A 16894-nucleotide genomic window follows, 5' to 3' on the forward strand; every position below is an offset into this window, starting at 1 on the left:
CGCTGCACACGTCGCTGAGCAATCAGGGCGCCACGGCGGACGGCTTGCGAACCGTGGCCGAGCGATTGGCGTTGGCGGCGACGAAGACAACAGGTATCGCAGCCAAAGTGTGGACCAAGCAAGCTGTTGCCGGGGTCCACACCAACGACACGCCACCGGGGCGACCTGCAATCACGTCAGCCGACACAACATCGGTCGCAACGAAGTCAGCCGCAACGAAGGCAGCCGCAACGACGTTGGTCGGGACGTGGTCGGCGAAGACGTCAGCCAGCGATGCCTGGGCCATTCGCTTCGATGCCGACGACAACTTCGTGATGGTTCATACCCGAAGCGGAAAGAACTCGGTGTCGCGAGGCACGTACCAGACGACCGGCGATCGATTGGTGCTGAGCGAATCGTCCGGCGTGTCGTTGACCGGCACACTGGAGCGTCCCTCGGGCAACGCGTTTCGATGGCGACTGCAGAACACCGGCGGCGACGTCGTCGCGACGCTTTCGTTCAGCAAGCAGTAGCACTCACTCCAACTCCGGAAAACGGATGAACGAATCGGGAGGTTGAAAGAGTTCCTCCCACGTGGCATCTTCGCGGTCGTCGGTGGCGTCCGCTTCGATCACGAGCGCGTCGGGTTCGACGAATTCGTCGTCGATGATCAATTCCGCCAGCGAACGGGCGACTTCCACGGCCGTCTTCACCTCGTCGACCAGTTCGTCCACCGCGGCGTCAGCGACGATGCGTCCCAAGTGCGGGTCAAGCTCGTGCCCGACATCCCAACTGACGTGGAATTGCGTGGCCAATCGTGCAAAGAGCTGGACCGCGGCGGTCGCGATTCGAATCGGTTCGGCGGCCGCATCGGCGTCGCATAACTCGGCGTCGCGTAACTCGGCGTCGCTTAAATCGACGACCAGTGCGACGCTCAGGGTGTCGGCGTCGATGGTTTCGACCTGCGTGGCGGCCGCATCGATCTGCTGCTTGCGGCACTCGGCCGGCAGCGCTGCCACGATTCGCTCGATCCGCTCGGGATCATCCACGGGGCTACTGGTGTAAACGAAACGAATTTGCATGCCTGGGAGAAACAGTCGGGGATCCTGCCGGGTGAGATGACTGATAGACTAGTGCTTCGGGCCTCGCCCTTGGGAAGATGACGTTAACTTAATGGTATCGGGCTGGAATCCACACACCTCTTTGGAATCGTTTCGGTGAAACCTTCTTACGCCTCCATCATTGTTGCGGGATTGCTGTGTTTGAGTCTCGGTTGTCCGTCCAAGTCGTCGGTGGAACCGGGGCCGGAAGCGCAGGCAGACCCTGCACCGCGCTCGCCGACAGACTCCGCGGACCGGGCGGCAGACATCGCCGCGGCCGTTGAAGCGGTGGCGAAGACGCGTCGCGATGGAAACAACGCGGTGATCGAGGTCGACCTCCGCGACGCGGACGTCACCGGTGTGCTGGAGCAACTTGCTGCGCTGCCGAAACTGCGCAGCGTGTTGCTGTCGGGATCCAACGTCGACGACGACGGTTTGATCAGTGTTGCGAAGATTGACTCGTTGCAAAACCTGGATCTGCGCGGCTGTGCGGTCGGCGATGCGGGGGTTGCGCATTTGGGCGGACTGAAACAGCTCAAGGCGATCAAGTTTTCGGGAAAAGACGACGCCACCCAGGTGACCGATGCCGGGATGAAAACGTTGGGTGGGATCAAGACGCTGGAAGTGATCGCGTTGGACTTTCTGCCGATCACCGACCAAGGCATCGCGTCGCTGGGGGGACTATCCAAGCTGAGTGAATTGTATCTGGCGGGGACACAGGTGACCGACGACGCCGCCCAGACGTTGGCATCGTTTCCGGCGCTGATGAAGTTGCGGATCGCGTCCACGGCATTTGGCAACGACGGGCTGGCTGAACTGGCCGGGCTGTCGCAATTGGTCGAATTGGATCTCAGCGAGTGTGCGGGGATCGACAATGCGGCGTTGGAAACACTCGCAGGGTTCACAAAACTTTCCAAGCTGAATCTTTACGCGACGTCGGTCGGCGATGGGGACTGGGGACAACTGTCCGGCGCGAGCGGGTTACAGTGGCTCAACGTCGACAAGACCAACGTCGGTGATGCGTCGCTCGATGCCCTGGGCAAGCTGACCGAATTGACGTTTCTGCATTTGGGCAGCACGCAAATCACCGACGCGGGACTGCCGCAGTTGGCGGGATTGTCGAAGCTTGAAAAACTGATCGTGACACGAACGGCGGTCACCCAAGCCGGCGTCGATCAGCTGCAACCGCAATTGCCCGAGACCGAAATTCAACTCGAGTATGTCCCGGGCAAGTGAGCCCTGGTGGACCGTTTCGTCACGGGTGAACCTTGTCCGCGGCACGACCATCGATCATGTTAAGCGACACGAACGATCAGAGGGCGGGGTGATCGCTCGTCGGTATTGTACCGGCGGGAGGAAAGTCCGGGCTCCGCAGGACAGGATGGTCGATAACGTCGACCGGCCGCGAGGCTAGGGAAAGTGCAACAGAGAGTAGACCGCCGAACGGTCCGCGCGGGGTTCGCCCCTGGCGGATGCGTGGTGAGGGTGAAACGGTGCGGTAAGAGCGCACCAGCGATCGGGGTGACTCGATCGGCTCGGTAAACCCCATCCGGAGCTAGACCAAACAGGGTGCAGAAGCGGTCCGCTTCGCGATCGACACCCGGGTAGGTCGCAATGGAGGCGACGAGCAATCGTCGTGCACAGATAAATGGTCGCCACCATCGACGTCGCCGGGCTCTGGTCCGGCATGGCGTTCGATCGGTACAGAACCCGGCTTACAAGCCCTCTGGTCGTTCGTCTTCATTGGCCGGGGAGTGCCCCGAGACGCCTCAAACCCGCAGAATCTCGGCTTGCGATGATCGCGGCGGATTGCCTAGATCTTTCACAGAACTCTCTGAGAACGAAATGGAATTCCGCAACTATCTGACCTGTTTTTGGCCGGGGCTCAGCGAGCTCTGGTGGCGTGGTCGGTTGTCAGCATTGCCGTTGGCGATCGGGTTCGGTATCGGTTTGAATTCACTGTTGATTCTCAAACACTTCTATCCGACCTGGTTGGATCCGTTGCTGGTTCGATCCGCCTGGTGGGTCGGCGTGTGCGTCTGGATCTGCTGGACGGTCAAGAGCTTCCGCGAATTGCCAGCATTGATCAATCCACGAGCGGTGACCGACGCACCCGATCGTTTTGTCGAAGCCCAAGCGGCGTATCTGCGCGGCGACTGGGAGGCGACCGAACCGCTGTTGCTGGGGATTTTGGCGATCGAACCGCGCGACCCCCCGGCGTTGCTGATGTTGTCGAGCCTCTATCGTCATACAGGGCGAGTGACCAGTGCGGCCGTGCTGTTGGATGAAATGCGGCGTCTGGAGATTGCCGATCGATGGCAGATTGAGATGGATGCCGAGGCGGCTCGGATCGCTCGCGACGCCGAATCGGCAGAGGAATCCGACGAGGACGCGGACGAGGAGTCAAGCGAGCTGTCGGCCTCGGAGTTGCAGGAGGATGGCAATGCTGCCGATTTGACAGCGGCGTGAGTGGGTTTTATGAGGGAATGCATCGAGTGAAACGGTGCGTTTGGATCCTTTCCCCGTGAAACTGACAACGTGACGACGGATTTGGCTCAGAGAAACGTAAAAATTTAAACCGCGTTTTTGCTTCAAATTCATGTTTGAGGGCGGTTGTTTCGCTGGGACTCCTATCCCCCAAAATTTACAAAACCGATAGAATCGAAGTGAGCCGGTTGATTGCCGGCGATCCCTTCCGCCGCTGTGTCCTCAAGCGGTCGTTGTGACTCGATCTCGCTTGGAATGGCGTACGGTTTGCTGATAAGGGACTGACGAGGAATCGAGACGAACGAATCGCCAAGTTGACAGTTCGGCTGTCAATCTGAGTTTTGAACAATGCAAGGCCGACGTGGTTACAAAAAGCGGGATTCACCTCCCCTTTGGACGCTTCGTCTGATTTGAATGGACCAACCCAGGTGTGTTCCCCCCGCGGGCGCATCCCTGGCAAAACCCGCCGGGTAACGAGACAACCAAATGTACGAACGATTTACCGACCGCGCTCGCAAAGTGATGCAACTGGCCAACCAGGAAGCACAGCGTTTTAACCATGAATACATCGGGACCGAGCATATTTTGCTCGGACTGGTCAAGGAAGGCAGTGGTGTCGCCGCCAATGTGCTGAAAAACCTGGACGTCGATCTTCGCAAGATTCGCTTGGAGGTCGAAAAGCTCGTCCAAAGCGGCCCCGAGATGGTGACCGTCGGAAAGCTGCCGCAAACGCCCCGGGCCAAGAAGGTGATCGAGTATTCCATGGAGGAAGCTCGAAATCTCAATCACAGTTACGTCGGAACCGAACACATCTTGCTCGGCCTGCTCCGAGAACAAGAAGGCGTCGCCGCTCAGGTCTTGATGAACCTGGGACTGAAACTCGAAGACGTCCGCGAAGAAGTGCTCAACCTGCTCGGCCATGGACTCGAGGGTGCCGAAGTCGGTGAACGCGGTGGACGCGGCACCGAAGAAGGCAGCTCGGGTAGCGCGTCGGGCAAGAGCGGCAAGAGCAAGACGCCGGCACTGGACAGTTTCGGCCGTGACCTGACCGAATTGGCTCGCAAGGGCGAATTGGATCCGGTCATCGGGCGGGAACGCGAAATCGAACGCGCCATCCAAATCCTGTGCCGACGAACCAAGAACAACCCGGTGCTGCTCGGTGAGGCCGGCGTCGGCAAGACCGCGATCGTCGAAGGATTCGCCCAAAAGGTGATCGAAGGCGAAGTCCCCGAAATCCTGGCCGAAAAACGAATCGTGGTCCTCGACCTGGCGATGATGGTTGCCGGCACTAAGTATCGTGGACAATTCGAAGAACGTATCAAAGCGGTCATGACCGAAGTCCGCCGCGTCAAGAACACGATCCTGTTCATCGACGAACTCCACACCCTGGTCGGTGCCGGTGGAGCCGAAGGCGCGATCGACGCCGCCAACGTGCTCAAACCCGCCCTCGCCCGAGGCGAGATCCAGTGCATCGGTGCCACCACGCTGGACGAGTACCGAAAGTACATCGAAAAGGACAACGCGTTGGCGCGACGTTTTCAAGAGATCATCGTCGAACCGACCGGTAAGCAAGAGACCATCGCCATCCTGAAAGGCCTGCGCGAACGCTACGAAGAGCACCACCGCGTGCAAATCACCGACGACGCCGTGGTGTCGGCTGTCGAGATGAGCGAACGCTACATCACCGCGCGATGCCTGCCCGACAAGGCGATCGATGTGATCGACGAAGCCGGTGCACGGGTTCGTTTGCGCACGATGACGCGTCCGCCGGATCTGAAAGAAATCGACGAAGAAGTCGAACAGCTGAACAAAGAAAAGGAAGACGCGGTCGCCAATCAGGATTTCGAAAAAGCGGCCAACCTGCGTGATCAGGCCGAAAAGCTTCGCAAGAAGAAAGACCAGATCACTCAGGACTGGCGCGAGAAGAGCCAGCAAACCGACGGCGTCGTCGACGAAGAAGTCATCGCCGAAGTCGTCAGCAAGATGACCGGCATCCCGTTGACCCGACTGTCGACCGAAGACAGCTTGCGGCTGATGCGGATGGAAGAGGAACTGCACAAGCGAGTCGTCAGCCAGGACCTGGCGGTTTCGGCCGTTGCCAAAGCCGTTCGCCGAAGTCGCAGTGGTTTGAAAGACCCGCGACGTCCGACCGGTTCGTTTATCTTCGCCGGACCGACCGGTGTCGGGAAAACCTTGCTCGCCAAAGCGCTCGCCGAATACATGTTCGGTGACAGCGATGCACTCGTGCACATCGACATGAGCGAGTACATGGAGAAGCACAACGTCAGCCGTTTGATCGGGGCACCTCCCGGATTCGTCGGCTACGAAGAAGGCGGCCAGTTGACCGAGAAGATTCGACGTCGACCCTACGCCGTGGTGCTGTTCGACGAAATCGAAAAGGCACACCCCGACGTGTTCAACATGATGCTGCAAGTCATGGAAGAAGGCCGCTTGACCGACTCGTTCGGACGCAACGTCGACTTCCGCAACACGATCTTGATCATGACCACCAACGCCGGTGCCGAAGCGATCAAGAACGAGTCGGCGTTTGGGTTCCAGAAATCCGACACCGATGCCAGCTACGAATCGATGAAGACGCGTGTGATGGAACAGATCGAACGCGTCTTCCGGCCCGAGTTCCTGAACCGCTTGGATGACACCATCATCTTCCGTCACCTGACGCGTCAGGACTTGAAACTGGTCATCGATTTCGAACTCTCCAAGGTCCGCGAACGCTTGCTCGACCGCGGATTGGCGTTGGAACTTCAAGACGAAGCGAAAGAGTTCTTGATTCGTCGGGGAACCGATCTGGATTACGGTGCTCGTCCGCTGCGTCGTGCGATCGAACAGCGAATCGAAGACCCGCTCAGCGAAGAACTGCTCCGCGGTGCGTTCGAAGGCAAGGACACGATCGTGGTCAAAGGGATCCTGGAAAACTCCGATGGCGATTCCGTCGCCCCGAGCGACATGACCGTGACCGACGATGGAAAGATGATCGACCCCGACGGCAAGAAGGTCAAAGTAGTTCGACTCGAGTTCCACGGCGAAACCCGTGGCTTGGCCGAGGAAAAAGAACAACCCGTCAGCGCCTCGGTCGGCGAGTCCGAGGAAAACAAAGACGACTCGGGCAACTGATCCGTCGACCAACGGCTGATTGAAAAACGAAACCCCGCCGGTCATCAACCGGCGGGGTTTCTTATTGCGCCCGTTCGAGTCAACGCTGTGAAGCATTTATTCCCTGCGTTTGACGAGGTGTTAGCGGCAGGGCGCAAGCCCAATACCGCTAAATCGACAAGGTATTGACCAGCGCAGGGCCCGTAGGCTAGCGCCAAACGGCTGATAATCAATTGACATCAGCCGGTTCGCGCCAGCGTCCGGGCGCCCCTCAATGTCGATTTAGCGGTATTGGGCGCAAGCCCTCCGGTCCCTCGTCGTTCCCGAAACACCGGAGGGCTCGCGCCCTACCGCTAACAAATGCTTCACAGCGTTGCCTTTCGAGTGCTACGCCGAGATTGAATCTTAGGGTTGAAGCCGTAGCGGAAGCCGCCAAGGCGGTCGGCGGAGCGGAAACCGACGGCCTGAACCAGCAGTCTATCGCAGCTCAATTTCCGGGTCGTGGACGAGGCGACGCGTCCTCTGTCGTCGGCATATCGGCAAGGACTCGTCGCCTCGCCCACTACCGCCTACCCGAAAACCAAGGTGCGGCGGCATACTAAGCCGCCTCTCTGCGAAGCGGTGCCTCGGCCGAGGGCAGGTTGACCACGTGGGCTCTGTCGTTGGCCGATGGGACACTGTCGGGGTCGATCGCGCGACGGACCGCCGAAAGGCTGTTGCGATAGCGCATCATCCCGATCATCTCGCCCACCGAACTTGAACCCAGCAGCGCCTCTCGTAGCATCGCGACCCTTCCGGGGACCGGCTCGCCGGGTAACACACGATTGCGGATCGCGCCCAGGCATTGGCCACGAGCCATGTCCGAGTCATCGGCCGTTGCCAATGCGTCTTCGGCCTCAATGCAGCAGCCGTCCGCCGAGGCGAATTTCCATCCGGCACGTTTCATCAGGCACCCCATCGCGTAGCTGACCGCGATCGGATCACTCATCGCCGGCGCGACGGCGTCGAGCAGGTTGCCGAGCAAGTGGCGGCGGGCAAAAAAGGCGCTGACAAAAAAACCACTGAGCGGCCCTTTGGGCGCACGTCCGGAGCGGCTTTGGCAGAATCGCCCGTCGGAATCCGTCCAATGCGCGCCTTCGACGGGCCGGCCGGACTGGTCGATCAATGTCGGCGCCACGGCTCCGACTTGCGGGTTGTCAAATGGCTGCAACGCGTGCTCCAGCCAATCGGCCTGGGCCCGCATGCCGGTCCCCAGAACGTGGACGAACGGGGCCGTCGTGACATCAAACGCATCACGTACCAGGTCGGTCAAATTGGACGATCGGGCGGTCACAAAGCTGACTTCGTCGCTCAGCTCAAAGGGATCAGCATACGTCCCATTGTGGACCGCGATGATCTGGCAATCATCCGTCTGATTTTCCAAAACACTGAGCAGCGTTTCCTCGAAAAGTTTCTCGTCACGCTGCAGCGGAATCACAATCGAGACGCGGGCGGGCCGCGGAAATTTCGGCACTGGAAGACTCCAGTAATGCGTAGGTGAACAGGGTCTGGAAAGAAAATCGGAGTTCTGAGCCGGCAATATTCAGTCGATCAGCGGGCTAGGGCAGCGGTTTCAGTGGCAAGAAGAAGCCGACAGACGGTCCGAAGCGTACAACCGGAAAGGTTTGACAGCGCGGGCGCAGTTCGCGGGAGCGAAGCCCGGGGTTTGCCAGCTGCGGCAGCGCGAGCAACATCATGGCGAGAAAGCCGAAACGGACCAAAAGATGAATTGGTCAAAAGATGAATTGGTCAAAAGATGAATTGGTCAAAAGATAACGTGGAGCACCGACCTTAAGTTGCCGGGAACTCCCGTTTTTTGACCAACCAATTTTTTGACCAACCAATTGTCTTGGCCAACCGATCGGCCTGCCCGTCAATCGCCGTGTTTTTCGCGCAGGCGTCCCGACAGTCGCAGCATCCATTGGATGCGTTCGAACTCGGCGAGCCATTCGGCGGTGACGGCTTGGAGCAGGTCGACATTGACGGCGCCGATGCCGGTCGGGCAACTGGGGCCGAGCTGGGTGGCCGCCATGTGTCGATAGGTCGCCAGGGTGCGGTCGCCATAGCGTCCGCAGACGAAATTGTCTTCGCTGAGAAACAAGACCGACGGGACGCGATGGGCGCCGCAGGTCGAAATGGATTCGGCGAACGCGCTGTGTTCGTCTCGATCAAAGAAACGCACCCGAATGTTTTCATTCGCGGCTGCGAAGTGATCGAACACGGGGCACTGATTGATACAGTCTCCGCACCAGGCGCCGGCCGAGACGAGCACCTTCATCTCGCGGACGAATCCCGCCAACAGTTCGCGTTGTGATTCGCTGAGGCGAACTTCCGAGTGCACCGCGCTCCAGCGACTCCGCTGAGCCTCGTTGCCGTGTTTGGCCAAGAACGCATCGTACGAGAGCCCTTGTTCGAACAGGGCGGCAAGGTCGAGTGGCATCGATTAGCGATTTTCAATCGGGACGACGGTTCGTTCGTTTTGCCCGGTGTAGATTTGCCGGGGGCGATAGATTCGCTTTCCGGGCGTCGCGTGAAGTTCTTTCCAGTGAGCGATCCAACCGGGGAGTCGCCCGAGGGAGAACAGCACGGTAAACATCTGGACGGGAATCCCCATCGCCCGATAGATCACGCCGGAATAGAAGTCGACGTTCGGATAGAGTTTCCGTTCGACGAAGTATTCATCTTCCAGCGCCACGTCTTGCAGTTCTTGGGCGACGTGGAACAAGGGGTCGTCGATGTTCAGTTTGGCGAGCAGCTTGTCGCAGCAGGCCCGAATGATTTGGGCGCGGGGGTCAAAGTTCTTGTAGACGCGGTGGCCGAATCCCATCAAGCGGAAACTGCTGTTCTTGTCCTTGGCCATATCGACGTACTTCTTGACGTTCCCGCCATCGGCCGCGATTTGTTCGAGCATATTCACGCAAGCTTCATTGGCCCCCCCGTGCAGCGGTCCCCACAAGGCGCCGATGCCGGCGGAGATCGATGCGAACAGGTTGGCGTTGCTGCTGCCGACCATTCGAACCGTCGAGGTGCTGCAGTTCTGTTCGTGATCGGCGTGGACGATCAACAGCAAGTTGAGGGCTTCGGCAAAGTCGGGGTCGACCAGGTGATCGTGGGCCGGCGTGGCGAACATCATGTGCAAGAAGTTTTCGCAGTAATCCAAATCGTTGTTCGGATACATGAACGGCTGGCCGATCGACTTCTTGTAGGCGTAAGCGGCGATCGTCGGCAGTTTCGCGAGCAGTCGATAGATCGAGATTTCCACCTGATCCGGATCATCGACCTGCATCGAATCTTGATAAAAGGTCGACAGCGCACCGACGACGCTGCTGAGAATGGCCATCGGGTGGGCGTCACGCGGGAATCCGTTGTAGAACGACCGCATGTCCTCGTGGATCATCGTGTGGTGGCGAATCCCGCTGCGAAAGTTGGCGGCTTCTGCCGGGCTTGGCAATTCGCCATGGATCAGCAGGTAGGCGACTTCGACGAAGTCACAATGGGCGGCCAGGTCCTCGATCGGATAACCGCGATAACGCAGGATGCCTTTTTCGCCGTCCAGGAAAGTGACCGCGCTGCGGGTGCTGCCGGTGTTGACAAAACCTTCGTCCAGGGTGACCAGCCCGGTGCTTCCGCGAAGCGCGGAGATATCGATTCCGCGTTCCCCCTCGGAGCCTTCGACGACCGGGAGCTCGATCTCCTGGTCACCGTAAGTCAGACGAACCGTGCCGGCGTCTTGGGTTTCCAAATTAACGCTTGAACTCATCTCGTGATCCAGGAAATCTCGATGGGGCGAGGGCAGTGCAGTACGGGGGGCTTCGCCATGGGAATGGCGGGGGCGAATGGCGGGGGCAGAATCGATCCGCGGCAGTCGCTGTGTCCACCGCAGGAGTGTACCCCGGTGTCACGCGATCGACAATTAGACTGTCAGTGGATCGGCAGAAGACTGCTTTTGATCGGCTCACAGCCTTTGCAGTAGGGGTGCCGATTCCGCAGTCGGTCGATGTCGCGGTGCAGGGCCCCATCAGCGGTCACATCGGGCAGGCGAGCTTCCCAGGGCCGGCACTCGCGATTGAGCGGGCCGTTGAACAAGCGATTCTCCGTCCGTTCCCACTCGATTTGGTTTCGCATCGGATCACCTTCGCTGTAGTGACCGTCGCGACAGGGGTCGATGATGTGGGGGATCAGGGCCACGATGATCTCGGTCCGCGCCCGTGAGGTCTCGCGGCGTTGAAAGAACTTTCCGACGTGTTTGACGTCACCGAGCCACGGCAGCTTTTTGATCACCACGCGGTCTTCTTCCTGGATCAATCCTCCGACAATCATGCCTTGGTGGTTGTCCAGCATGACCGAGGTTTCCACTTCACGCGTCGTTTCTTCCGGCAGCAGGGTGTCGGGATTGATTTCGCCGCTGCTGACTTTGGGTTTGACCTGGAGCAGGATTCGGTGATCGCGGCTGATCGTCGGCGTGACGTTGAGCACGATGCCGGTGTCCAGATAGCGAACGTCTTGGATCGTTGACGTTTGCGTGACCGTGGCGACGGCAAAGCCGAGTTGTTGGCCGACTTGAATCTTTGCATTCTGGCCGTTGACCACCATCACCCGTGGCGTGGCCAACGTTTTGGCGTCGGTCGTTGTCTCCAACAGGGTCAACAGAGCTTTCAAGTCGCGGCCGCTGATCTCACCAAAGTAAAACGGGTTGGTCGACGTGGCGATGTTATCGGTCAACCGAAATCCGCCCACTCGAACGTCACCGCCCAAGATGTCTTCAAAGTTGACGCCGTGCTCCATGTTGTCCTTTAGCTCGATCTCCATCACGCGAGCTTCGATCATCACCTGCAGCGGGGCCTGGTCGGCCTGCATCAAGTACCGCTCCACTTGCTCCAGCACATCGGGCGTGTCGACGACCACGATCGATTCGCGACCTTTGCGATTGTCGACATCGTCCGCCTTGGAACTGTAGACGCTGCCGATCGGTGACAGCAGGCCATTGACCGTCGGTTCGATGTCTTCGGATCGGGCGTAGTCCAGCGAGAACACACGCAGCTCGCGCGATTCCCGGGGCAGATTGTCTTTCGGGTAAATCAGGATCACGTTGTCGTCGCGTTGGATCGCCAGACCGCACATCCGTGCGATGCTGGTAAGCGTTTGCTCGGGGGTCAGCCCTGCGACGTTGGCGGTCACCGTGCCCTCGACATCGGGAGCGACCAGGATGTTCATGCCATAGCCTTTGGCCAACATCTCCAACACCGTTCGAACATCGACATCGTCAACGCTGAGCGTGACGTCGTCCGTGTTTCCTGGTGTCGGCAGGGTTTCGCGTCCGCCCATCTTGAAGGGCCATTGCAGCGCGACCTCAGCATCGGGCGCGGCGGCCGCCGGCGGCATCGTTGCCATCGGCGACGGAGACGACGCCGCCTGAAGCGGTGCTTCGACGGGCGTTGAATCCGCGGACTCCACGACGGCGGCGGACTCCGTTGCGGCCAGCTGAGCCGTCGCGGGGGCTGCCACCAGCGAACGTTTGGGTTCCGGTTTGACAGGGGCCGCGGTCGGGGAAACCGGATTCGGGCGCATTGGTTCCGGGCGCATTGGTTCCGGGCGCATTGGTTCCGGGCGCATTGGAGCTGGGCGAATCGGCGCTGGGCGAATCGGTGCTGGGATCGAATCATTCGGTTCGGGGTTCGGATCGATCGGGGCCGCCGCAACGACCGGTGCGGCGGGGGACACCAATGCGACCGCCGGTGTGTCCGTCAGAAACGCGGAAAAGCTCGTGTCTTCTGGGCCGTCGGTCGACGCGGCCGTTTGCGAATTGCGTTTGTCCTGCGGTTCAGATTCGCCGGCATCGCCGGGCCGGTCGGCCGGCGTCGCGAACTTCTGTTGACCGGCCAGTGATTCGTCGACCACCACCGATTCCAGTGCGGGGCTGTCGGTTTGACCTTCCAGTTTCTCCGAATGCGCGGGCACGACCACCAACGGGACGTATCGGTCCAGCCGTCGCGGTTCCTGCCTGAGATCACCGAGACCTGGCGCAGTGGTTTCGGGCGGAGCCTCCAGGCTGAACGACTTGGGGCGGAGCAACGTGACGACTTGGGCCGTGCCGCCCGTTTGATACGGGGCATCGTCTTGGAAAGCCGTTATCTGAATACGCTGACCGGAAACACGCTCACCGACCGTCGGCGGGTGGACCACCGGCGTCGCGCGATGCTGTCGATTGGCGGCACGTCGCGCGATCGACTGGCGCAGCTTGATGCGGGCCTGCTCGGTTTCGATCATGGCCGTATAGAGCGAATCCAACCGAGACGCTTTATCGATGCGACCGAGCGCGTCCAGGTTTCCCAACGCAATCGCCGCGTCAACTTGAGATCGCTCCATGCGTTGGCGATACGGCGCGTCGCTGGTTAGGCCGATCTGTTCGGCCGATGCAACCCCTGACGCACCGATCGACGCCAACCCAATGATCAATCGAGCCAGCAGGGATCGGTAGGCTGCCGGTCCGCAGGGCGCCGTCGGCGGTCCTGCTCGTTGCCCATCATCGCTCGCTGGCGAAGGGACCGAGTTGGCAGAACGTGCGGGATAGGAGTTCAATTTCAGCATCGGGTGGCTCGTTGACCGGGACCGTCAGGCTTGTCGCAACCACCGGCGTCAGTCCGGCAGAGCCTCTTGTACCGTTCGCATCGGTCGATCCGACTGTTGGGGTTGATCGGCACGTTCGGGAAGACGCGAAAGTGCGGGTGGGCCGGTCATTTGTCCCGCAAGATCAAAACGAACCGCAGTACCGGCAAGATTACGCCAATCGGAAAACTCTTCCCCCCATCGCCCAGGTCCCACCTCGTGCGGCCCGATGGAGTGGGTGCCTGTTCACTGCCCCAAGCATTCTGTTCAGTGCCCCAAGCATTCAAAGAGCGTCTGTAACGTCGCCCGCAGCGGCTGAACCATGCCAGAGCCGCTGCGCTCGACGAGCAGCCAAGCCTGTCGCCCCGGGGCCGAGTCAATGGCTCGGTCCAGGCGGACGTGGCGATCTCCCAGCAAACCCACTTGGTGTCCGTTGACGGTCAGAATCCGGTCCCCCACGGAAAGCCCGCAACGCTGGGCGGCGCTGCCGGGCAAGACGGCCGTGACCACACATCCCGCCGCCGTGGGCGTGGAACGAACACCCAAAATCCAACGCCGCGGCTCGTCCTCTCGGTGACGCTGATCGGGCCGGGGACCGGTTCCGTGTTGGTTCACCGGGGTGAGAAGCTTTGCCGCACCCGTTTTGTCCGTAACACGATGATCGCCCTGTGCGGTTTCCACCGTGTCAGCGATGGCATTGGTTTTCGGTAGCAACGCCGGCGTGTGATCCGGTCCCTGGCCGAAGACGGTTGCCGAAAGCATGCCGACGATCAGGGCGACGGCGATCACCACGTAGCCCAACACCGGATTTTCAAGCTGATCTTCGTTCACGGGACGGCCTCGCATGATTCTCGTGGCGGTTTCAAAGGTCGCAAAAAACGCGGTTCACCAGACCAAGCGGGAAGCCACCAGAGATGTTACCGATCACCTGGGGTCACCAAAAAGAAACACAATCGGTACCATTCCGCAGATTGGCGGCGGCGGCCATCGGGCCGCAGAGCCATCGCAGAACACCCCTCCTATCCAAACCAGAGATTCGCACGGTCCATGTCCGGGCACGAAACTTCAAAGGGCGGCGTTATCCGCTTCCTGATCGACAATTCTCTCCTGCTGGTGATCGGAGCCGTTGCGGCTTTGACGTGGGCCAACTTGGCTGACCGAAGCGGCAGCTCCAGCTATCAGGATTTCATTCATTACGATGTCCGAAACCTATGGGGCGGCGGCGAACACCACCCCCCCAGCCCCGTTTCGATCGACGATCACGCCGCCTCGCCGTCGGCGGGGGAATCCGCGCCGGCAGATCAAGCGGCCGCCGGGGCGACCGAACACAGTGAAGACGCTCATGGAGAAAGCCACGCGGACGGCGGCCACCATTGGTATTCGCTCGGTTTCTTGATCAACGATGTCTTGATGGCATTGTTCTTTGCCATCGCGGCCAAAGAGGTTTGGGAATCGTTGCTGCCCGGCGGGGCGCTGTCCAATCCGCGGAAAGCGGCGACGCCGTTGCTGGCGACCTTCGGCGGCATTGTCGGCCCGGCGCTGTTTTATCTCGCCGGAGCTTACGCGACGGGAACCCAGGCCGAATTGGGACAGGGATGGGCGGTGCCGTGTGCGACCGATATCGCGTTCAGTTACCTGGTTGCCCGATTGATCTTTGGGGCAGGGCACCCGGCGATCGCCTTCCTGCTATTGCTAGCGATCGCAGACGATGCAGCCGGCTTGATGATTTTGGCGATCTTTTATCCGTCGGCGCCGATCGAACCGATTTGGTTGCTGTTGACCGCCACCGCGATGGGTTTGGCGTGGTTGCTAAGAAAACTGAAGGTTCATTCGCACTGGTTTTATATTCTGGGACCGGGGGTGCTGTCGTGGTTTTCGTTTTACTCGGCGCACATCCACCCGGCTTTGGGTTTGGTGCCGATCATCCCGCTGCTTCCCGCCGCGACGTCCGACCTGGGGATTTTCGCCAAGGCAGAGTTGCAGCGTGACGACACGTTGAACGAATTCGAGCACTTCTGGAAAACCCCCGTCGAATGTATTTTGGGCCTGTTCGGACTCGCCAATGCGGGCGTCGTGCTCAGCAGTGTCGGGACGGGGACCTGGCTGGTGCTGGCCGGACTGCTGCTCGGCAAGCCTGTGGGGATCACGGCGATGACGTTGCTGGCCGAAAAAGGGTTTCGATTGCAGAAACCGGCCGGAATGGATTATCGCCATGTCGTCACCCTCGGTATGGTTGCCGGCATCGGGTTCACTGTCGCGTTGTTCGTTTCGGTGGCGGCCTTCAAGATCCCCGGCGCGACACAGGACTCGGTGAAGATGGGCGCGTTACTCAGTTTCGGCGCCGCCCCACTGGCAATCCTGATCGCCAAACTGCTGTCGATCCGCGCCGACAGCGACGACGAGGATAACGACAAAGAAACCGAGAGCGACGTGGCCGCGTGAGCCGGCTTTTTGAGCCTTCCCCATGTTTGACGGATAAACGCAGATGCAACCGAATCCAACGGATCCAAAACACTTACCGCCCGAGGCGATCGGTGAATGCGAACTCGAACGGCCGCAACCGGCCGACGAACCGATTTCGACAGTCCCGGCGGTCGAAAGCTCGGATCTGTTTGACGAGATGCGTGCGACCATTGCCCGGCTGGAGAAAGACCGCACCTCCCGCGGTGACTTGAAGATCCTGTCCCGGACGCTGCTGGAACTGCGCTATGCCTTCAAAGTGTTTCGTCCCTACCGCCGCCGTCGAAAGGTGACGATTTTCGGTTCCGCCCGCACCAAACCGGATCACCCCGATTACCAATCGGCGGTCGAACTGGGGCGGCGAATGGCCGAACATGGCTGGATGGTGATCACCGGCGCCGGGGGCGGCATCATGGAAGCCGGCCACGTCGGTGCCGGCAAGGAAGCCTCGATGGGACTGAACATCATGCTGCCCTTTGAACAGGGCGCCAACGATGTGATCGAGGGTGATCCCAAACTCGTGACGATGAAGTACTTCTTCACGCGGAAGTTGATGTTCGTCAAAGAATGCAGTGCCGTGGTCTGCTGCGCCGGTGGATTCGGCACGCTGGACGAAGCCCTGGAGACGTTGACATTGATGCAAACCGGAAAGCAGACGATGCTCCCGCTGGTGTTGCTGGACCATCCCCAGGGAAGCTACTGGAGCGATTTGGGAAAGTTCATCGACAAGCAATTGCTCGGCGGCGGCATGATCAGCCCCGACGACGTCGCGCTTTACCGCATCACCAACGACGTGGAGGTGGCGATCGACGAAATTCTAGGGTTTTATCGACGCTACCACAGCATGCGCTACGTCCGCGACCGCCTGGTTTTCCGGCTCAAGGAAAGCCTGCCGGAGGAGAAGATGGAGAAAATCCAGACCGAGTATTCCGGCATCCTGGTCGACGGCCGCTTTGAGCAATGCAAGGCCCTGGCCGAAGAATCGGGTGAACCGGATCTGGCCGGCCTGCCGCGTCTGGTGTTTCACTTCAACCGTCGCAGCCTCGGTAAGCTCCGCAAGTTGATCAACGAAATCAACGCCGACTGAGGCCCGATGATGCCGGGGCCGT

The 16894-nt window shown here is 60.0% G+C and carries 12 protein-coding genes and 1 other RNA gene; 7 read left to right on the forward strand and 6 right to left on the reverse strand.

All coding sequences use genetic code 11. The features are described from left to right. The coding region (locus ABX749_RS00190) for a hypothetical protein (RefSeq protein WP_372894243.1) at positions 1–512 on the forward strand (512 nt) is incomplete at its 5' end. 3 nt (positions 513–515) lie between these two features. Here the strand turns inward: ABX749_RS00190 and ABX749_RS00195 are convergent. Beyond that, on the reverse strand, positions 516–1061 hold the full coding sequence (locus ABX749_RS00195) for a hypothetical protein (protein ID WP_372894244.1): 546 nt from the start codon (positions 1059–1061) through the stop codon (positions 516–518). A 135-nt stretch (positions 1062–1196) separates the two neighbouring features. Here ABX749_RS00195 and ABX749_RS00200 point away from each other — a divergent pair, with 135 nt between their 5' ends. The 4 genes from ABX749_RS00200 to ABX749_RS00215 all read left to right on the forward strand — a co-directional run bounded on the left by ABX749_RS00200 (position 1197) and on the right by ABX749_RS00215 (position 6701). Then, positions 1197–2315: a leucine-rich repeat domain-containing protein gene (locus ABX749_RS00200; protein ID WP_372894245.1), complete on the forward strand. Its 1119-nt coding sequence runs from the start codon at positions 1197–1199 to the stop codon at positions 2313–2315. A gap of 76 nt (positions 2316–2391) precedes the next feature. Then, positions 2392–2813: RNase P RNA component class A (rnpB, locus tag ABX749_RS00205), an RNA gene on the forward strand. Between the two features lie 111 nt (positions 2814–2924). Continuing rightward, a complete protein-coding gene (locus ABX749_RS00210; protein ID WP_372894246.1) occupies positions 2925–3548 on the forward strand; it encodes a tetratricopeptide repeat protein in 624 nt (207 codons plus the stop codon). Positions 3549–4052: 504 nt separating this feature from the next. Beyond that, on the forward strand, positions 4053–6701 hold the full coding sequence (locus ABX749_RS00215; protein ID WP_095739685.1) for an ATP-dependent Clp protease ATP-binding subunit: 2649 nt from the start codon (positions 4053–4055) through the stop codon (positions 6699–6701). 577 nt (positions 6702–7278) lie between these two features. On the opposite strand, the gene ABX749_RS00220 is transcribed toward ABX749_RS00215, so the two are convergent. The 5 genes from ABX749_RS00220 to ABX749_RS00240 form a co-directional block, all read right to left on the reverse strand. After that, complete coding sequence (locus ABX749_RS00220) at positions 7279–8193, reverse strand: hypothetical protein (RefSeq protein ID WP_372894247.1); 915 nt, start codon at positions 8191–8193, stop codon at positions 7279–7281. A gap of 399 nt (positions 8194–8592) precedes the next feature. Beyond that, the gene (locus ABX749_RS00225; RefSeq protein ID WP_372894248.1) at positions 8593–9159 is read right to left on the reverse strand and encodes a thioredoxin family protein; all 567 of its coding nucleotides are present in this window, start codon (positions 9157–9159) and stop codon (positions 8593–8595) included. Positions 9160–9162: 3 nt separating this feature from the next. Then, the gene (locus ABX749_RS00230; RefSeq protein WP_095738719.1) at positions 9163–10479 is read right to left on the reverse strand and encodes a citrate synthase; all 1317 of its coding nucleotides are present in this window, start codon (positions 10477–10479) and stop codon (positions 9163–9165) included. A 161-nt stretch (positions 10480–10640) separates the two neighbouring features. Beyond that, positions 10641–13307 (reverse strand): hypothetical protein, encoded by a 2667-nt coding sequence (locus ABX749_RS00235; RefSeq protein ID WP_372894249.1) that lies wholly within the window; start codon positions 13305–13307, stop codon positions 10641–10643. Positions 13308–13592: 285 nt separating this feature from the next. Next, the gene (locus ABX749_RS00240; protein ID WP_372894250.1) at positions 13593–14171 is read right to left on the reverse strand and encodes a PDZ domain-containing protein; all 579 of its coding nucleotides are present in this window, start codon (positions 14169–14171) and stop codon (positions 13593–13595) included. Positions 14172–14372: 201 nt separating this feature from the next. On the opposite strand from ABX749_RS00240, the gene ABX749_RS00245 reads away from it, so the two are divergent. Both ABX749_RS00245 and ABX749_RS00250 read left to right on the forward strand, forming a co-directional pair. After that, positions 14373–15767, forward strand: coding sequence for a Na+/H+ antiporter NhaA (locus ABX749_RS00245; RefSeq protein ID WP_372894251.1), 1395 nt, complete (start codon positions 14373–14375; stop codon positions 15765–15767). A 43-nt stretch (positions 15768–15810) separates the two neighbouring features. Then, positions 15811–16872, forward strand: coding sequence for an LOG family protein (locus ABX749_RS00250; RefSeq protein WP_145212174.1), 1062 nt, complete (start codon positions 15811–15813; stop codon positions 16870–16872). Positions 16873–16894: the final 22 nt, after the last annotated feature.

Origin of the sequence: Stieleria sp., assembly GCF_041595215.1 — a bacterium.
GTDB lineage: Bacteria > Planctomycetota > Planctomycetia > Pirellulales > Pirellulaceae > Stieleria > Stieleria magnilauensis.